General features: G+C 63.9%; 11 protein-coding genes. 6 read left to right on the top strand and 5 right to left on the bottom strand.

Annotated features, from left to right (window positions below; translation table 11 throughout):
• Window positions 1-14 precede the first annotated feature (14 nt).
• Window positions 15-1,256 carry an FAD-dependent monooxygenase gene (locus AC1RRJ_RS16705; RefSeq protein ID WP_493124672.1) on the bottom strand — a complete coding sequence of 414 codons (1,242 nt, stop codon included), beginning with the start codon at window positions 1,254-1,256 and terminating at the stop codon, window positions 15-17.
• Window positions 1,257-1,393: 137 nt separating this feature from the next.
• Between AC1RRJ_RS16705 and AC1RRJ_RS16700 the strand changes: the two genes are divergently transcribed.
• From AC1RRJ_RS16700 to ribA, 4 genes are all read left to right on the top strand, one after another.
• On the top strand, window positions 1,394-3,712 hold the full coding sequence (locus AC1RRJ_RS16700; protein ID WP_493124670.1) for an FtsK/SpoIIIE family DNA translocase: 2,319 nt from the start codon (window positions 1,394-1,396) through the stop codon (window positions 3,710-3,712).
• A 102-nt stretch (window positions 3,713-3,814) separates the two neighbouring features.
• A complete protein-coding gene (locus AC1RRJ_RS16695; RefSeq protein ID WP_493124668.1) occupies window positions 3,815-4,474 on the top strand; it encodes a LolA family protein in 660 nt (219 codons plus the stop codon).
• Between the two features lie 400 nt (window positions 4,475-4,874).
• Window positions 4,875-5,666 (top strand): exodeoxyribonuclease III, encoded by a 792-nt coding sequence (locus AC1RRJ_RS16690; RefSeq protein WP_493124666.1) that lies wholly within the window; start codon window positions 4,875-4,877, stop codon window positions 5,664-5,666.
• Window positions 5,663-6,718 (top strand): GTP cyclohydrolase II, encoded by a 1,056-nt coding sequence (gene ribA / locus AC1RRJ_RS16685; protein ID WP_493124664.1) that lies wholly within the window; start codon window positions 5,663-5,665, stop codon window positions 6,716-6,718. Before AC1RRJ_RS16690 ends, ribA begins: the two co-directional genes overlap by 4 nt.
• A gap of 39 nt (window positions 6,719-6,757) precedes the next feature.
• Here ribA and AC1RRJ_RS16680 read toward each other — a convergent pair whose 3' ends face one another.
• Genes AC1RRJ_RS16680 through AC1RRJ_RS16670 form a run of 3 tightly spaced genes read right to left on the bottom strand, consistent with a single transcriptional unit; the run spans window position 6,758 to window position 9,250 of the window.
• Window positions 6,758-7,564 (bottom strand): LytR/AlgR family response regulator transcription factor, encoded by an 807-nt coding sequence (locus AC1RRJ_RS16680; protein WP_493124662.1) that lies wholly within the window; start codon window positions 7,562-7,564, stop codon window positions 6,758-6,760.
• On the bottom strand, window positions 7,561-8,688 hold the full coding sequence (locus tag AC1RRJ_RS16675; RefSeq protein WP_493124660.1) for a sensor histidine kinase: 1,128 nt from the start codon (window positions 8,686-8,688) through the stop codon (window positions 7,561-7,563). Before AC1RRJ_RS16675 ends, AC1RRJ_RS16680 begins: the two co-directional genes overlap by 4 nt.
• Before the next feature lie 46 nt (window positions 8,689-8,734).
• Window positions 8,735-9,250 carry a winged helix-turn-helix transcriptional regulator gene (locus AC1RRJ_RS16670; RefSeq protein ID WP_493124658.1) on the bottom strand — a complete coding sequence of 172 codons (516 nt, stop codon included), beginning with the start codon at window positions 9,248-9,250 and terminating at the stop codon, window positions 8,735-8,737.
• 126 nt (window positions 9,251-9,376) lie between these two features.
• Here AC1RRJ_RS16670 and AC1RRJ_RS16665 point away from each other — a divergent pair, with 126 nt between their 5' ends.
• Both AC1RRJ_RS16665 and AC1RRJ_RS16660 read left to right on the top strand, forming a co-directional pair.
• Window positions 9,377-9,706, top strand: a complete 330-nt coding sequence (locus tag AC1RRJ_RS16665; RefSeq protein WP_493124656.1) for a CC_3452 family protein — start codon at window positions 9,377-9,379, stop codon at window positions 9,704-9,706.
• Between the two features lie 176 nt (window positions 9,707-9,882).
• On the top strand, window positions 9,883-11,976 hold the full coding sequence (locus tag AC1RRJ_RS16660; RefSeq protein ID WP_493124654.1) for a RelA/SpoT family protein: 2,094 nt from the start codon (window positions 9,883-9,885) through the stop codon (window positions 11,974-11,976).
• Window positions 11,977-12,084: 108 nt separating this feature from the next.
• Here AC1RRJ_RS16660 and AC1RRJ_RS16655 read toward each other — a convergent pair whose 3' ends face one another.
• Window positions 12,085-16,407 carry a hypothetical protein gene (locus tag AC1RRJ_RS16655; protein WP_493124967.1) on the bottom strand — a complete coding sequence of 1,441 codons (4,323 nt, stop codon included), beginning with the start codon at window positions 16,405-16,407 and terminating at the stop codon, window positions 12,085-12,087.
• Window positions 16,408-16,409: the final 2 nt, after the last annotated feature.

Raw genomic sequence — 16,409 nt, 5'->3', positions numbered from 1 at the left:
GGCGACGGCTATAGTCAGATTTCGGTTCCCGCCAGCAGGCGCGGCAGGTCACCCGCCTCGCCGCGCGCTTCATCCATGAAAAAGCGCTTGAGCATCGGGAGCCGCTGGACCGCGCCCAGCCCGGCGCGGCGGACAGCAGAGGCCGTGCGCCCCGGAATGCCGAACAGGCGGGTGAGGCCGTCAGTCGCGAGGCTGACCATCATATTGTCGAGCCCGCGCCAGCGCTGATAGCGCGCGAGCAGCGCCGCATCCCCGAGGTCGAGCCCCAGTCGCGCACCTTCGACCAGCACTTCGGCAAGCGCAGCAACATCGCGCAGGCCAAGATTGAGCCCCTGCCCCGCGATCGGATGGATGCCGTGCGCGGCATCGCCGACGAGCGCCATCCGGTCGGCGACGATCGACGCGCTGTGGTGGAAACCGAGTGGATAGGTCATGCGCGGCGCAACCAGCTCCATCGCGCCCAGCGTGCCGCCCGCGCGCTTTTGAAGTTCAGCGACGAAACCGCGATCGCCAAGCTTGGCGAAACCCGGCCCGTCCTTTTCATCGACCGTCCAGACAAAGGCCGAGCGATGCCGGCCCTGCGGATCGTCGACAAGCGGCAGCAACGCGAAGGGTCCCGACGCGAAGAAGATTTCGTGCGCGACATTGCCGTGCGGCCTCTCGTGTGCGACCGCGCCGATCATCGCATGATGATGATAGGACCAGCTGGCGATGCTGAACCCTGCCGCGTCGCGCGTCGGCGAGCGGCGGCCTTCGGCGACGATCAGCAGCGGTGCCGCGAGCTTCGCGCCGTCGGCGAGGGTCAGCGTGACGCCATGGGGGTCAACCTCGCGCGCCGTTACCGCGGCGGGCATGTGCAGGCGCACCAGCGGCGCGTCGGCGAGCCCGGCGGCGAGCGCGAGGCGGAGCTGGCGGTTCTCGATCATCGTGCCAAGCGGCGCGTCGCCCTCACCCGTGACGAAATCCAGTTCACCGCCGTGTCCCTGCCCTGGCACACCGTCGCCGACCTTGATCGCGCGGATCGGGCAGCCATGTTCGGCGAGGCGGCCAGCGATCCCCAGCACCTCGAACATCTGCCACGTCGCACTCGCAATGGCAGAAGCGCGGCCATCGAACCCCGGAGCGATCGTCGTCACCGGATCAGCGGGATCGACGATCTGCGACGACAGACCATGATGGGCAAGGGCAAGGGCGAGCGCCTGGCCGACGAGGCCGCCGCCCGAGATCAGGACATCGCTGCGCAGCGTTTCATTCATGCCGCTGCCCTAGCTTGCCGCGCGGCGCTTGGAAAGCGGTCAGGCGCACATACGCCACCGCCCGATGGGCCGCGCTTGACGCCGACTCCGCCCCATGTGCATACCGCCGTGGTACATCGACAGGGACCGTTCAGAGCATGGCAAGCCGCAAGGCCATTACCGCAAAGGCCGATTGGCGCAGTGTTTTCCGCCAGAGCATCGCGCGATCGCTGGTGATCGCCGCAGCGGTAGCGCTCGGCGCCTTCACCTTGTTCCTCGCGCTCGCGCTTTTGACCTATGACGGCACCGACGCCGCGATCCACACCGCCGCCGGGGGCAACCCGGCGAACTGGATGGGGACCGCGGGGGCATGGTTCGCCGACCTGCTGCTGTTCGTCGGCGGCGGCGCGATCGTCCTGTTGCTGCCCTTGCTCGGCATCATCGCGTGGCGGCTGTGGGCGGCCGCGCCGCAACCCTATTGGAAGCGCCAGCTCGCCCTCGTCTTCATCGCCATCCTGCTCGTCGGCCTCGGCGCCCAGCTATGGGCGCCCGACAGCAATGCACCGCTGCCCGCCGGCTGGGGCGGGATCATCGCGCTGATCGTCGGCGGGGCGATCACCCCCTGGTTCGAACTCGCTGGCGATCCCGCTGCAGCGCTGATACGTTTCGCAGCGATCCTCCTGCTCTTCGGCGTCGGCCTGTTGCTTGGCTATCGCGCGCTACGGCTCGAAAAGGGCTGGGCGTCGCGCTTCAAGCTGCCCGCAGTCGAGGGCAGCCGCATCGTCGAACCCGCCAAGCCGGCCGAACCGGAATCGGGCGCCAAGACCCCCACTTTGGTGGAGCGCGTCGTCACGCCGCGCCCGCGCGCCGAACCGACCGACCGCGCGCCGCCCGAAATTGCCGACCCCGCCGAGCGCACCGCGCCGTCGAAACCCAGACCCAAACCGCAAACCGAGCTGTTCACCAACTACCAGCTCCCGTCGATCGACCTGTTATCGCCGCCGCCGCCGGGCCCGACCGGGCAAATCGACAAGGCGGGGCTGGAGCGCAACGCACGCCTGCTCGAATCGGTGCTCGAAGATTTTCAGGTCAAGGGCGTCGTCACCGCGGTCCGCCCCGGCCCCGTCGTCACCATGTACGAACTCGAGCCCGCGCCAGGCACCAAGGCGAGCCGGGTATCGAACCTCGCCGACGATATCGCGCGCAACATGTCGGCGCTGTCGGCACGTATCGCCCCGATCCCGGGACGCACGGTGATCGGCATCGAACTGCCCAACGCAAACCGCGAGTCGGTGGTGCTACACGAAATTATCGGCAGCGCCTTGTTCCAGGATCAGACCGGCGCGCTACCGATCATCCTCGGCAAGAATATCAGCGGCGACCCGATGATCGCCGACCTCGCCCCCATGCCGCATCTGCTGATCGCGGGTACGACGGGTTCGGGTAAATCGGTCGGTTTGAACGCCATGATCCTGTCGCTTCTCTATCGGCTTGGCCCCGATCAGGTGAAGATGATCATGATCGATCCCAAGATGCTGGAACTCAGCGTCTATGACGATATTCCTCACCTGCTCGCCCCCGTCGTCACCGAACCCAAAAAGGCGATCCGCGCCCTCAAATGGGCGGTCGAGCAGATGGAGGATCGTTACCGGATGATGTCGTCGCTGTCGGTGCGCAACCTTGCGAGCTACAACGACAAGGTCCGCGGCGCGCTCGCCAAGGGCAAATCGCTCGGGCGGCGCGTCCAGACCGGCTATGACCCCGAGACGGGCCAGCCGATTTATGAGGAAGAGACGCTCGACTATGCGCCGTTGCCGCAGATAGTGGTGGTGGTCGACGAACTCGCCGATCTGATGATGACCGCGGGCAAGGAAGTCGAATTCCTGATCCAGCGGCTGGCGCAAAAGGCGCGCGCTGCGGGTATCCACCTGATCCTTGCGACCCAGCGCCCGTCGGTCGACGTCATCACCGGCGTCATCAAGGCGAACCTGCCGACGCGCATCAGTTTCAACGTCACCTCGAAAATCGACAGCCGCACGATTTTGGGCGAGGCCGGCGCCGAGCAGCTGCTCGGCAAGGGCGACATGCTCTATGTCCCCGGCGGCAAGCAGATCACGCGTATCCACGGCCCGTTCGTGTCCGATGACGAAGTGCGCGCGGTCGCCGACCATTGGAAAGGCCAGGGTCGCCCCGACTATATCGAGAGCGTCACCGAGGATCCCGAAGATGGCGGCTTCGCGATGGAGGGCGCTCCTGCGGGCGGCGACAGCGCCGAGGACCGCATGTATGCCAAGGCGTGCCAGATCGTGGTCGAAAGCCAGAAGGCATCGACCAGCTGGCTCCAGCGGCAATTGCGCATCGGGTACAACAGCGCGGCACGGCTGATCGAGCGGATGGAAGAGGAAGGGCTGGTCAGCACGCCCAACCATGTCGGTCGCCGCGATGTTCTGACCGACCAATATGGCCAGCAACGCTGAGACCATACGGAAAAGTTGAACAGCACCCAGCCGCCGGGTTCAGCGCGGGTTCAATGCCGCGACGCCAGGACCAGCCCCGCATATTGCAGGAATGAGAGCCCAATGACCCTGACCTTCCCCCGCCTGACCCTGACCCGCATCGCCGCGCTCGCGCTCGCCCCGGTGGCCGCCGCCGGCCTCGCATACGGCGTGCCCGCGATCGCGCAAACGTCGAACACGCTGGCGGCGGTGCAGTCGCACCTCAAATCGACCAGTTCGATGACTGCCGATTTCGTCCAGACTGATCGCAACGGCCAGCGCCTTTCGGGCAAGCTGACCCTTAAGCGACCGGGCAAAATCCGCTTTCAGTATGAAAAGGGCGTGCCGTTGCTCATCGTCGGCGACGGCAGTTCGCTGACGATGATCGATTATGAGGTCAAGCAGGTCCAGCGCTGGCCAGTGAAGAATTCGCCGCTCGGCGCGCTGCTCGACCCCGACCGCGACCTGACCAAATATGCCAAGGTCTTGCCGACCGGCAGCAATGATGTGCTGAGCATCGAGGTCAAGGATCCCAAGCGTCCCGAATATGGCACGATCACGATGGTGTTCGTTCGCGACGGATCGGCTCCCGCGGGCCTGCGCCTGCGCGGCTGGGTCGCGCTCGATTCGCAGAACAACCGGACGCGAATCGATCTCACCAATCAGAAATTCAACGTGCCGGTCGCCGATTCGGCGTTCCGCTGGATCGATCCGCGACCGAACAAGCGCGGCCGGGTGGGCTGACAAAGCCCTCACGAGAAATACGCAGATCAGGCGGCGCCGCATCCTTCCCATGGATTCGGCGCCGCTTTTCCGTTCAACCGCCGCCCTGCATCGACGAACTGCAAAAACGGCGCCGGAACGTTCATTTCGTTCAGCTTGGCGACAGGGAAGCGACGGTATTTCTACTTTCGAAGACGCCAACACGGCACCCGGATTTGGGTTTCCCCCTGTTGCCCCACCCGGTTGCCCGGCGTCTTCTTTCAAGAGCGTGACGAACGCTGACCTTGAACCCCCGTTCCACCGCCCCTGGAACGGGGGTTTATGATTCCGGGCGTCGCTTTTGCCGATTTCGCGGCAGGCGACACCAGCCTGCTCCCGCAATCGCATTGCGAACAACCTCCGGCACCGATAGAGCCGCTGCATGACTCGCACCAGCATCGCTTCGTGGAACATCAACAGCGTCCGCGCCCGCATCGGCATCGTCGAAAAATTCCTCCGCGAAGAAGCCCCCGACGTCCTGTGCCTTCAGGAAACCAAGGTCGAATGCGGCCTGTTCCCCAAGGATATGTTCGAAAAGCTTGGCTACGAACATATCGTAACCAACGGCCAGCGGATGCACCATGGCGTCGCGATCGTCAGCAAGCTGCCGCTGGGCGATGTCCGCAAATATGACTGGCAGGCAAATGGCGAGGCGCGCCATATCGGGGTAACATTGCCGTCGGGCGTCCGGCTGGACAATGTCTATATCCCCGCCGGCGGCGACATTCCCGATCGCGAACTCAATCCCAAATTCGGCCAGAAGCTCGATTTCTTCGGCCGCATGATCCAATGGTCGGGAGAACTCGGCCAGCCGACCGTGCTGACCGGCGATTTCAATGTCGCCCCGCTCGAATGCGACGTGTGGAGCCACAAGGCGCTGCTCGATGTCGTCAGCCACACCCCGATCGAGATTGAAACGCTGGCCAGACTTCAGGCGGCATCGAACTGGGTCGACCTTGGCCGCCATTTCATCGCCGCGCCGACCCCGCTCTATACCTGGTGGAGCTACCGCGCGAAGGATTGGGAGGCGTCGAACCGCGGCCGCCGACTCGACCATATGTGGGTGACGCCCGACCTTCTCGATCGCGCGTCCGCGCACCGCATCGTCCAGCCGGCGCGCAGTTGGGAACGCCCCTCGGACCATATCCCGCTGGTGACGGAGTTCGCCTTTTGACAAGCACGGGCGCCCGTCAGGCGGCGCGCGCGATCGACGCGCTGCGGCGCGGCTGGCCGCTCCGTGTGATCGGCGCCGACGGCGCGATCGACCTGCTGGCGATCGAGAGCGCGCGCGATGCGGCGCTGGCCGAATTCGCCAGCCACGATGTGCTGATCTCCGGCGAACGCGCGGTAACCCTCAAGCTGACCAACCAGCGCGCCGCAGCGGCACCGGGTCCGGTCCGGCTGGCCGAGGCGGCCGACACGGTCGTAGCAGCGCTCGCGATTGCCGATCCGGCACTGGATCTCGCCAATCCGCTGAAAGGCCCGTTTCGTACCGTAACAACCGGCGGCGAGGATGCCGCCTCCGCCGCGATGACGATGGCGCGCCACTCCGGGCTGCTCCCGGCCTTTTTCGTGCGTGAGGCGAACGGCGACGCCGAAACCATGTGTACCGTCGACGATGTCGCGGCGCTGCTCGACCCGACCCGGCTTGAAGTGGCGGCGCGCGCGCGCCTTCCTGTAGAAGCCAGCGAGAGCGCCGAAATCATCGCCTTTCGTTCGCCCGAAGAGGCATCGGACCATGTCGCGCTGGTGATCGGCAAACGCGACGGCAATCCGCCCGTCGTGCGGCTGCACAGCGAATGCCTGACTGGCGACGTGCTGGGCAGCCTCAAGTGCGATTGCGGGCCGCAGCTCCACGCCGCGCTTCACGCGATGGCCGATGCGCCATGGGGGGTGTTGCTATACCTCAGGCAGGAAGGCCGCGGCATCGGGCTCGTCAACAAGCTGCGCGCCTATGCGCTGCAAGATCAGGGCTATGATACGGTCGATGCCAATCTGCGGCTCGGCTTTCCGGTCGAAGCGCGCGATTTCGCGATCGCCGGGCGGATGCTCGACCTGCTCAACATCCCGCGCATCCGGCTGATGACGAACAATCCCGAAAAGGTTGCACGGCTGGAGAAGGAAGGCGTCGAGGTCGTCGAACGGCTACCGCTCGCGCTGCCGACGAACAAATATAACGAGCAATATCTGGCAACGAAGCGCGACCGGACGGGGCACCAGCTCTAGAAACATGTCGCCCCCGCGAAAGCGGGAGCGACAGTTAAATCAATGCACGAACCGCGCCACCACGTCGCGGTAGCTGCGGCTGACCTTCACCTGCGCACCGGAACCCAGCACAAGGAAGCATTCGCCGTTGGTGTGCGGCTTGACCTGCTTGACCTGCGACAGATTCACGATCGTCGAGCGATGGACGCGCTGAAAATTGCGCGGGTCGAGCCGCTTTTCCAGATCCTTCATCGTCTCGCGCAGGATCAGGCTGTTGTCGGCGGTATAGATGCACATATAGTCGCCGGCAGCGTCGATCCGTTCGATGCTGTCGACATCGACGCGGAAGATCTGACCGCGATCCTTGATGTTGATCATCTTTTCATAGCGATCGGCGGCGTGCGCGTCGGGCTGAACCTCCGCATCATAATCGTCGGCAGCGTCAGGGGCGACCTCGGCCAGCACGGTTTTCAGTCGTTCGACCTCGGCCGCGCCGCGCTTTTCGGACAGGCGCTGGCGCACGCGGTCGAGAGCATCGGCGAGCCGCTCGGGCTCGACCGGCTTGACCAGATAATCGACCGCCTGCGCCTCGAACGCGCGGATTGCGTGATCCGAATAGGCGGTGACGAAGACGACCAGTGGCGGTTCGACCTCCATCAGCCCCTGGATCACCGAGAAGCCGTCGAAGCCAGGCATCTGGATGTCGAGGAAAACAAGGTCGGGTTTGTGGGTCTTGATCTTTCTGATGGCCTCACGGCCATTCAGGGCAGTGTCGACGATCTCGACATCGCTATGCGCTTCGAGCCGCAGTTGCAGGCCCTGGGTCGCCAATTTTTCGTCATCCACCAGGATGGTTCTGATTGTCATGTGGCTTCGGTTCCAATTCTTGCTTGCCCGCCCTCGGGTTGAAACGGAAATTCGACGATGACCGTGAATCCGCCCTCAGCGCCCGATTGCGTTTCGAACCTCTGCTGGTCGCCAAAAGCCTGCGCCAGCCGGTCCCTGATATTGGCTAAACCCACACCGGTCGATTCCGTTGCAAGCCCCGTGGTGGGGTCGGCACGGTCGGCTGGCAATCCCGACCCGGTATCGGACACGGTGATCCGGACATTTTGACCGGCAAGCTGTGCGGAAATAGTGATATCGGCGCCATCCTCCTGCGGCGTCACGGCATATTTAATGGCATTTTCAATGAGCGGCTGGAGCAAAAGCGATGGCAGGCGCGCGCGGGCAACCGCCGGATCGATGATGAAATGCGGGCGCAGCCGATCCTCGAAGCGCATTTTTTCGATGTCGAGATAAAGTTTCAGCGTCTCGATCTCCTGCGCCAGCGTCACCTGCGCGGTCGGCTCGTTGGCGAGCGTGTAACGCAGGAAAGCCGACAGGCGCGACAACATCGCGTTCGCGGGCTCTGTCTGCTTCAGAAGTACGAGCGTCGAAATGCTGTTGAGCGTGTTGAACAGGAAATGCGGGTTCAGCTGATAGCGCAGCATCGCGAGTTGCGCCGACGCCGCCTGCGCCTCGAGCCGGAGAACACGGTCATTCTGTTCCTCGAGCTGGAGGAAATAGTTGATCGCGAAATAGAGCGCCGACCAGGCGCCGAGCGAGGTGGCGTCGATATAAATGGCGCCAAGCAAGAGACTGGTGAACCCGGCCTCGCTTGCCGGATTCTGGATCTGCGCCACCCAGGCGTCGATAAACGCCCACAGCGCGGTCGCGAGGCCCGCGAGCGCCAGACTGACGCTCCACATCAGGATCGGGCGGCGGTTGATCAGTGCGCGGTAACAGACCGACAGGATCAACGTCAGCGAAAAGCCCGTAATCGCCGAAATCACCTGCGGAATCAGGAAGGTGAAAGATTGGCCATTGGCGAGCCCCGACACGCCGCGCAGGCCGAGCCAGGCGAGCCAGCCGAGGATCTGCAGGTTCCAGAAGGCGCGTATCTTGTCGCCAAAAAACGGCCCGGGCGAAGATAATCCAAACAACGGCATGGAGGCGCGATGGGTTCCGGGGGTCAGCGACAGAAGGGACGACCGGTCATTCAGCGGCGATCGGTGCCGCTTCGGCGCGCACGCGCGCCTGCCCGAGCGGCTGGAGTTCCGCGCGATGCTTCCACACCAGTTCCCCATAACTCAACGCACGTCCGTCATGCGCGGTGATCGTCACCGGACCGATCGGCTGTTCGTCGCGAACGTCGACGAGCACCGGGGTCGATGGAACGCCGGCACCCCATTTTTCGCCCCATTGGCGCAGCGCAATCATCGCGGGGAGCAGTTCGACACCCTTTTCGGTCAGCTGATATTGCACCTTGCGCCGGTCCTCGGCCATCACTTCGCGCGCCATGATGCCATGGTCGACGAGGCGCGACAGGCGGTTCGACAAGATGTTGCGCGCGATGTTGAGCTCCTGCTGGAACTCCTCGAAATGGTGGACGCCGTTGAAGGCGGCACGGAGGATCATGAACGACCATCGCTCGCCCATCGCCTCAAGCGCAAGCGGGAGGGCACAGTGGCCGGAATGCAGGTCGCTCAGCGGTTCGCGTAATTTTCCCATTGGCCAAGCCCTAACGTAAAATCCAAATGCGCGCCAAAAAAATATAGAGCCTCCGTTGCTTTTCGCAACTCATGGAAGTAGATTTCATTTCGCAACCTTTTGGTTGCGCAAAAACAGGACAATATCATGCTGAAACTCACGCTTTCTCCCCTCACCCCTCTGCTCTCCCTCGCCGGCGCGGCGCTGGTCGGCGCGCTGACGGTTTCGCCAGCGACGGCCGCTGGCGCCGCTTATTACAGCGCCGGACTCGCCCAGCCGGCGGTCGAAGGCCGCTTCGTCGCGCGCGACGTCGTCTGGCTTTGCGAAGGCACGACCTGTTCGGCAGCCCGCGGCACCAGCCGCCCCGCGATCATGTGCGCGGCACTGGTCAAAAAATCCGGCCCGGTGACCGGCTTCATAGCGAACGGCAAGGCGTTGGACGCCGAAGAACTGGCCCGCTGTAACGGCAAAAGCTGACGCCCTCGAACGCGCCGCGCCAAGCCCCTCGGGATGGCGCGGCGCTTTTTCCATCGGGCCGCGAAGGCACGCGACCGATGCTTTCAATCGACTTTATCAAAGTTGCGGAGCCCGCCGGGAGCCGCGCAAGCAAATTTCGCATTGCAATTGGGCCCGCATGGGCGACATTGGCAGTGATGCTGCGTCAATATGAACTTGTCGAGCGCGTGCGCGCTTATGATCCCGACGTCGATGAGGCGTTGCTGAACCGCGCCTATGTCTTCACCGTCCAGAAACATGGCAGCCAGAAACGCGCCTCGGGCGACCCGTATTTCAGCCATCCGGTCGAAGTCGCAGGGATTTTGACGGACCTCCATCTCGACGCCGAGACGATCGTCACCGCGCTGCTCCACGATACACTGGAAGACACGCTGACCACGCCCGAGGAAATTGAACGGTTGTTCGGCGCCGATGTCGGCAGACTCGTCGACGGGGTGACCAAGCTCAGCAAGATCGAGGCGCAGACCGAAAATGAGCGCGCGGCCGAAAATCTGCGCAAATTCCTGCTCGCGATGTCGGACGATATCCGCGTGTTGCTGGTCAAGCTCGCCGACCGGCTGCACAATATGCGCACGCTCCATTTCATCCAGAGCCCCGAAAAGCGCCGCCGCATCGCCAAGGAGACGATGGATATCTATGCCCCGCTCGCCGAGCGGATCGGCATGTATGAATATATGCGCGAGATGCAGCTGCTCGCCTTTCGCGAGCTGGAGCCCGAGGCCTATGCGACGATCACCGGCCGGCTGTCGAAGCTGACCGCCGGCGGCAAAGATCAGGTCGCGAACATCAGCCGCGAATTCAAGGAACTGCTCGCGAAGAATGGCATCGAGGCCGAGGTGTCCGGGCGCGAGAAACATCCCTATTCGATCTGGCGCAAGATGCAGGAACGCCATGTCAGTTTCGAGCAGGTCACCGACATCATCGCGTTCCGCATCGTCACCCCGACCGACGCTGATTGCTATGCCGCGCTGGGCCTGATCCACCGCAAGTGGAAAATGGTCCCCGGGCGCTTCAAGGACTATATCTCGACCCCCAAACGCAACGGCTACAAGTCGCTGCACACGACGATCATGCACCAGCAGAATATGCGGATCGAAATCCAGATTCGCAGCATGGGAATGCACCAGCAATCCGAATTCGGCTTCGCCGCGCATTGGGCGTATAAGCAGGGCGGCGCCGCGCCCGACGGCCAGGCAGGATGGATCCGCGACCTGCTCGAAATCCTCGAACAAACCCACGACCCCGAAGAATTCCTCGAGAACACGCGCATCGCGATGTACCAGGATCGCATCTTCGCCTTCACCCCGAAAGGCAGTTTGCACCAGCTACCCAAGGGCGCGACGCCGATCGATTTCGCCTATGCCGTGCACACTGGCCTTGGCGACCGCACTGTCGGGGCCAAGGTCAACGGGCGGCTGGTGCCGCTGCGCACCCAGCTCGTCAACGGCGACACGGTCGAGATTCTGGTGTCGGACAAGCAGACCCCGCAGCCCGCATGGCTGGGTTTTGCGGTCACAGGCAAGGCCCGCGCCGCAATCCGCCGCCACGTCCGGTCGAAGGAAAAGGTCGAGCTCGCGGCATTGGGTCGCAAGATGTACGACGAAATTATTGGACGCCTGCCGAACAAGATCGGCGACAAGGCACGCGCCGCGGCGCGCGAGCGGCTGAAGTTCGACGACGACACCGCGCTTTATGTTGCGATCGGCCGCCGCCAGCTCAGCGACAATGCCGTGCTCGAGGCGCTCGTCCCCGGCATCACCGCCGAGATGAAGACCAAGCCCGGCAAGCTCAGCCAGGGTGCTGCTGTGTCGATCGCGGGGCTGACCCCGGGCGTCGCCTATCAGCTCGCCGACTGCTGCCACCCCGTCCCCGGCGACCGGATCGTCGGGCTGGCGCGTCCGGACGAGGGCATTGTCGTCCATGTCATCGACTGCCCCAGTCTGGCCGACGGCATCGACGCCGACTGGATCGACCTGCGCTGGCAGGAAGATAGCGAGGGCGGCAATGCGCGGTTGTGCATCGTCATCCTCAACGAGCCCGGCACGCTCGCGGAAATGTCGGGCATCCTCGCCGCCAATATGGCGAACATCACCAATTTGCGCCTGTCGAACCGCGAGGGCGGTTTCCACACCTATGACGTCGTCGTCGAAGTCCGCGACGTCCACCATGTGATGCGCATCCTGTCAGCGCTACGCGCGTCGGACATGGTGGTGCAAGCCGAGCGGCTCTAGCCGCAGCAAACCTCAAAAGCCGTTCGTGCCGGCCTAAGTCGAGACACCGCGAAAGCGTGCACACCCACTGGACATCTCGACTTCGCTCAATGCGAACGGGATTAAGGACTAGTCAGCGTATTTGAGCGGCGGACGCCAGCCGCTCTGGTCGACCTCGTCACGGACCTTGTAAACCTGCCCGCGACTGTTGAGGAACAGCTTCTCCATCTCCGGCCGGGTGAAGGGGCGCGAGCCCAGACGCCCGAACACCGCCATCTGCCCGCCGGTCTCGTCGACCGCGCGGTCGCGGTCGAGGCCCTTCGACAGCGCGAGCGCCGGCGACGGAGTTTTCGCCCACGCGATCAGTTCGGGGGTGGGCTTGGGCGAGAAGCCGTAGAGGCCGGCATTGTTCGGGCTGGTCAGCTGGATCACCTTGATGCCCGCGCGGCCGTCGGCGACATAGGCGAAGAGCGAGGCGTTGGTCGATGCGACGATCACATCCTCGGCATCCTGCAGCGCGCCGCCAAAGGTCAGCCCCGGCCACACGACCGGCGCTGCGGGTTTGGTGACGTCGACGAGGACGAGCCCGTCCGCCTTCGCCGCGACATACATGTACGTGCGCGCGAGATAGATTTTGCGCGCATTGGCAAGGTGGACCGTTCCCTCAGGCACCGCGATCGGTTGCGCGAGATTGGTGACGTCGAACAGCTTCACGCCTTCGGCATCGGTGACCCACAGGTAGCGGAACTGCACCGCGCTCGCACGCGCATCGGTCAGCGGCAGCTGCGCCGTCACCTTGGGTTCAAGCGGCTTCGACAGGTCGACGACGACCAGCCCGGCATCGGTGGTGATATAAGCGAAATCGCCCGCCAGCGTCACATGCCGCGCACCCGCCAGCACATTGTCCGGGTTCCACGTCAGCGCGCGACTGAACTTGTTGTTGCGGAATTCGGCGTCGGCGAGCGTGTCGATGTCGACAAGGATCAGCCCTTCGACGCTGTCGGTAATGACCGCGTAGCGATAGAGCGGGTGGAACGCCTGCTCGTGGTTCTCGGGGAAATTCTTGCGGATGCTGTCGTTGCGCGCGACGCTGATCGGCTGCGTCGTCGAAATCGCCATGCAGGTCGCATTTTTCGTCTTCACATTCGTGCTTTGGCCGAGCGGCGAGAAGGGCGCGCGGATGATGCGCTCGGAGAAGCCCTTGTTGCCGATCGAGGCGATGTCATAGACGCGGAAACCGCCCTTGCCCTCGGCGACGAACATATATTCGCCGCGCTGCTGAAGGCAATTCACCCGGCCGCTGGTGCCCTGAACGATGTTCGCAAACTCCTCGAGCGCATGGGTCTCGCCCGAGCCCTTTTTGTCGAAGGTCTTGCCGCGCACCCAGTTCTTCAGCTCGCGGCCATTCTGGTTGACGTGGAGGTCATAATAATCGGGGTAGGCATATTTCTGCAAATAGCTGCCGATCACTGCCTGCGGCTCGTCCCATTCGGTGACGCGGGTGGCCTGGAAACCACCCTCCATCCCCGACCAGACGTTGAGCCCGGTGAAATTGACGAAATTGGTGCCGAGCAGAAGAAGCTGCGACATGATCGCATTGTTATCGTCGGCCGCCGACAAATGGCAGTCGCTGCACTGTTTGGTTTCCTGTTTGCGCACCGTGTGCGGGAAATGCGGCGCGAAGGCCTGGCTCGAGAAGCCCGCCGACGAGATCGGCGGCTGCTGGATATAGATGCGCTCGCGGTTGATGTTGGTCGATGACAATATCAGCGCCGAGGTCGACCGGACCGGGGTGATGATGCCGCGCGCCTCGCCGTCGGGGCCGGGCTCGCCGGGCTTGGTCAGCTGGTGCCGGCCAAGCTGGAACATCTCGTCGCGCGCCACCTGCGGGTTGTAGGTCGCGAAATTGCGCGTCTCCTCACCCTCGAAATGGTGCATCTTGGTCTTCCAGTTCGCCTCGATCGGCAAATGGCAGCCGCCGCAACTCGTCGTCCAAGACAGGTGGCAGGTGAAGCAGGTCATCTTGTCTTCGCCGTGCGCGCGATCTTCCTTCGCGACGCCGGGCCCCCATGCGAATTGGCCGTCGTCGGAACCCGAGCGCGCCATCAGCTTGGCGCGCGCCGCCTTGGCATTGAAATGCGGCCCCGGGGTCACCGCCTGCTTGACGAGGCTGACCTGCCATTCGAGCTTGGGATCGACGATCGAGCGCTGGATCAGCCCGATCACCTCGGCATTATCGTCATACTGGAATTCGAAACGGCGGCGCCCGTCGGGGTTGCGGAGCAGCGCAAGGTTGGTGCCCTGCGGCCGCGCCGCGACGTTCGAGGTCAGCAAATTGGGCAGCGCGTCGGCGGTGCCGTGGCAATCCTTGCAGCTGATCTCGACCGCGTTCGCGACCTCGCCCTGGATATAGCCATTGCCGTGGCTGTCCTGCGCGAAGTGGCAGTCGGCGCACTGCATCCCCTTTTCGGCGTGGATGTCCATCATATGGACGGTCTTGCCGGGGTTGATGCCGGGGGGCACGAACTTGCCCTCGACCCCGGGCTTGCCGGGATCGGCGCTCAGCAGGCAGAGGTCGCGTTCCTTGGTATCGGTGTAATGGCTGCAGCTCTTGCGCCATTTCTCGGGATCCTTGGGATCGACGATGTGCGCGGTGTCGGTGCCATAGGTCGCCATATTGCCGCCCGCATCGAGCAGATTGCCGTTGCGGTCGCGCTTGAAGATGCCGCGGAAGTTCCAGCCATGGCCGTGGTAATCGGCGAACTGGGTGTCCTGATTGCTGTCATTGACGTCATAGACGTCGCGCAAAAATTCGACGTCGGCCCACAGCCCGCGCGGCGCGGCGGCCTCGGGATTGCGTTCGAGCACCTTGTGGACCTCGGCGGCGGTCGGATAGCGCTGCTGCTTGTATTTCTTCTGATATTCCTCGTCGCTCATCCCCGGCGGGCGCGGCGCGGTGTTGTTCGGCCCCGGCCACATTTGCGGCGCATCCGATTCATAGTCCCACATCGTGTAGCCGAGGTAGGAGTTCAGGAAGATATTCGGCTGGTGCATGTGGCAGGTCATGCACTGCGCGGTCGGGATCGCGCGGGTGAAGGTGTGGCTGATCGGATGGCCGGCCTCGCGGCGCGGTTGCTTTGGCTGCTGTTGCGGTCCCGCAGCGGCCGCCGCCGGATCGATCAGCGAGCCGTGACCGCCGCCGCTACCATGGCCGTCGTCGGGCGCCTTATGCGATGCACCGGCCGGTTCGCCGCCGTGCCCCTCATCCGCATGACCGTCGCCGGCAGGCTTCCATTTCTTTTCGGCTATCGTCGGGTCGACCGTCGCGGTTTCGCCGTCGCGGCCGAATTTGGCATAGGTCAGACTGTGGCGCGGTTCGCGGTCGTTGGCATAGATGACATGGCAGCCCGCGCAGCCCGAATGGCGGAAGTCGCCGGGCTGGTCGTTGGTGCCCATGAACCACATCAGCGGATCGTTGAGGCGCGTCTTGTGGATGTTGAGCACGGGGATCGCAACGCGCAGCCCGGTACCGGGGCCCCGGTTCGACTGTTTGAGGTCGGGACGCCCCGGTTCCTCGAGCCGCTGGATACTGCCCGTCGGGTTAGGCAAGCCGATTTCGGGAAATTGGGTGCCGATGTTGCGCCCGCCGCGTTCGAAGACGCGAAAGACATCGCCCGGCGGCATCACGCTCCAGCGCGGCAGCGGATACATGCGCGCGAGCGCGCCACGTTTCTTTTCGTCGTCGGTGAGGATCTTGTCCGACGGGAAGCTCGGCTTGCACGCTTCCTTATATTCCTCGGCGGTGAGCCGCGACGAGGGCGACAGGATGCACGCCGCATCGCCGGTGCGCGTATAAGCCTCGCCGAACACGTAGTTTTTATAAGGGACGATACCGTTATTATACGCCGCGCCGCCCCACAGCATCGCTGATGTCGACATCAGCGACCGCTCGGTCGCCTCGATGACCTCCATATGGCACGCCCCGCACGCCTCGCGCGCGACGCGATAGTCGCTGGGGTTGATGAAGCGGATGAACTCGGGCGATTCCTTGTTGAGCAAAGTATAGCTGCGCTCGGGGTTTGCAGAACTGTCGTGCCAGGCGCCGGGCAAGGTCGGCTGCGGATGCGCAAGCTTCATCACCGCCTTGTTGGTCGGGTGCTGATAGCCCAGGCTGGGAGTGCCGACCTGCGCCGCGTCGCCGCCATGGCAATCGGTGCAGCCGAGCCGCACCGCCGGGGTCGCGTGCATCGACGGCTGATCGGTGCGCGTGTGACAGCTATAGCAGCCCTCGGACTTCGCCTTCACATCGACTTCGGTCTGCTCGCGCGGCGCGGGCGGGGTGAAGCGATATTCGATCTTGAGCGGCTTTTCCTCTTCGGCCGCGCGGCCAACGCTGGCGCCAAAGGCGACGGCCATCGTCATAAAGGCGAGCAAGGCAAAGAGTTTGCGCATCA

It is taken from the genome of Sphingopyxis sp. GW821-FHT12C06 (assembly GCF_058807415.1).
Note: the sequence above shows the minus strand (reverse complement) of the source record. Positions and strands in the feature narration are given on the sequence as shown.

Excerpts from the sequence above, each read along its gene's own strand:
- AC1RRJ_RS16705 (WP_493124672.1), bottom strand. The coding sequence starts at position 1,256 with ATGAATGAAACGCTGCGCAGCGATGTCCTGATCTCGGGCGGCGGCCTC.
- AC1RRJ_RS16700 (WP_493124670.1), top strand. The coding sequence starts at position 1,394 with ATGGCAAGCCGCAAGGCCATTACCGCAAAGGCCGATTGGCGCAGTGTT.
- AC1RRJ_RS16695 (WP_493124668.1), top strand. The coding sequence starts at position 3,815 with ATGACCCTGACCTTCCCCCGCCTGACCCTGACCCGCATCGCCGCGCTC.
- AC1RRJ_RS16690 (WP_493124666.1), top strand. The coding sequence starts at position 4,875 with ATGACTCGCACCAGCATCGCTTCGTGGAACATCAACAGCGTCCGCGCC.
- AC1RRJ_RS16680 (WP_493124662.1), bottom strand. The coding sequence starts at position 7,564 with ATGACAATCAGAACCATCCTGGTGGATGACGAAAAATTGGCGACCCAG.
- AC1RRJ_RS16675 (WP_493124660.1), bottom strand. The coding sequence starts at position 8,688 with ATGCCGTTGTTTGGATTATCTTCGCCCGGGCCGTTTTTTGGCGACAAG.
- AC1RRJ_RS16670 (WP_493124658.1), bottom strand. The coding sequence starts at position 9,250 with ATGGGAAAATTACGCGAACCGCTGAGCGACCTGCATTCCGGCCACTGT.
- AC1RRJ_RS16665 (WP_493124656.1), top strand. The coding sequence starts at position 9,377 with ATGCTGAAACTCACGCTTTCTCCCCTCACCCCTCTGCTCTCCCTCGCC.
- AC1RRJ_RS16660 (WP_493124654.1), top strand. The coding sequence starts at position 9,883 with ATGCTGCGTCAATATGAACTTGTCGAGCGCGTGCGCGCTTATGATCCC.
- AC1RRJ_RS16655 (WP_493124967.1), bottom strand. The coding sequence starts at position 16,407 with ATGCGCAAACTCTTTGCCTTGCTCGCCTTTATGACGATGGCCGTCGCC.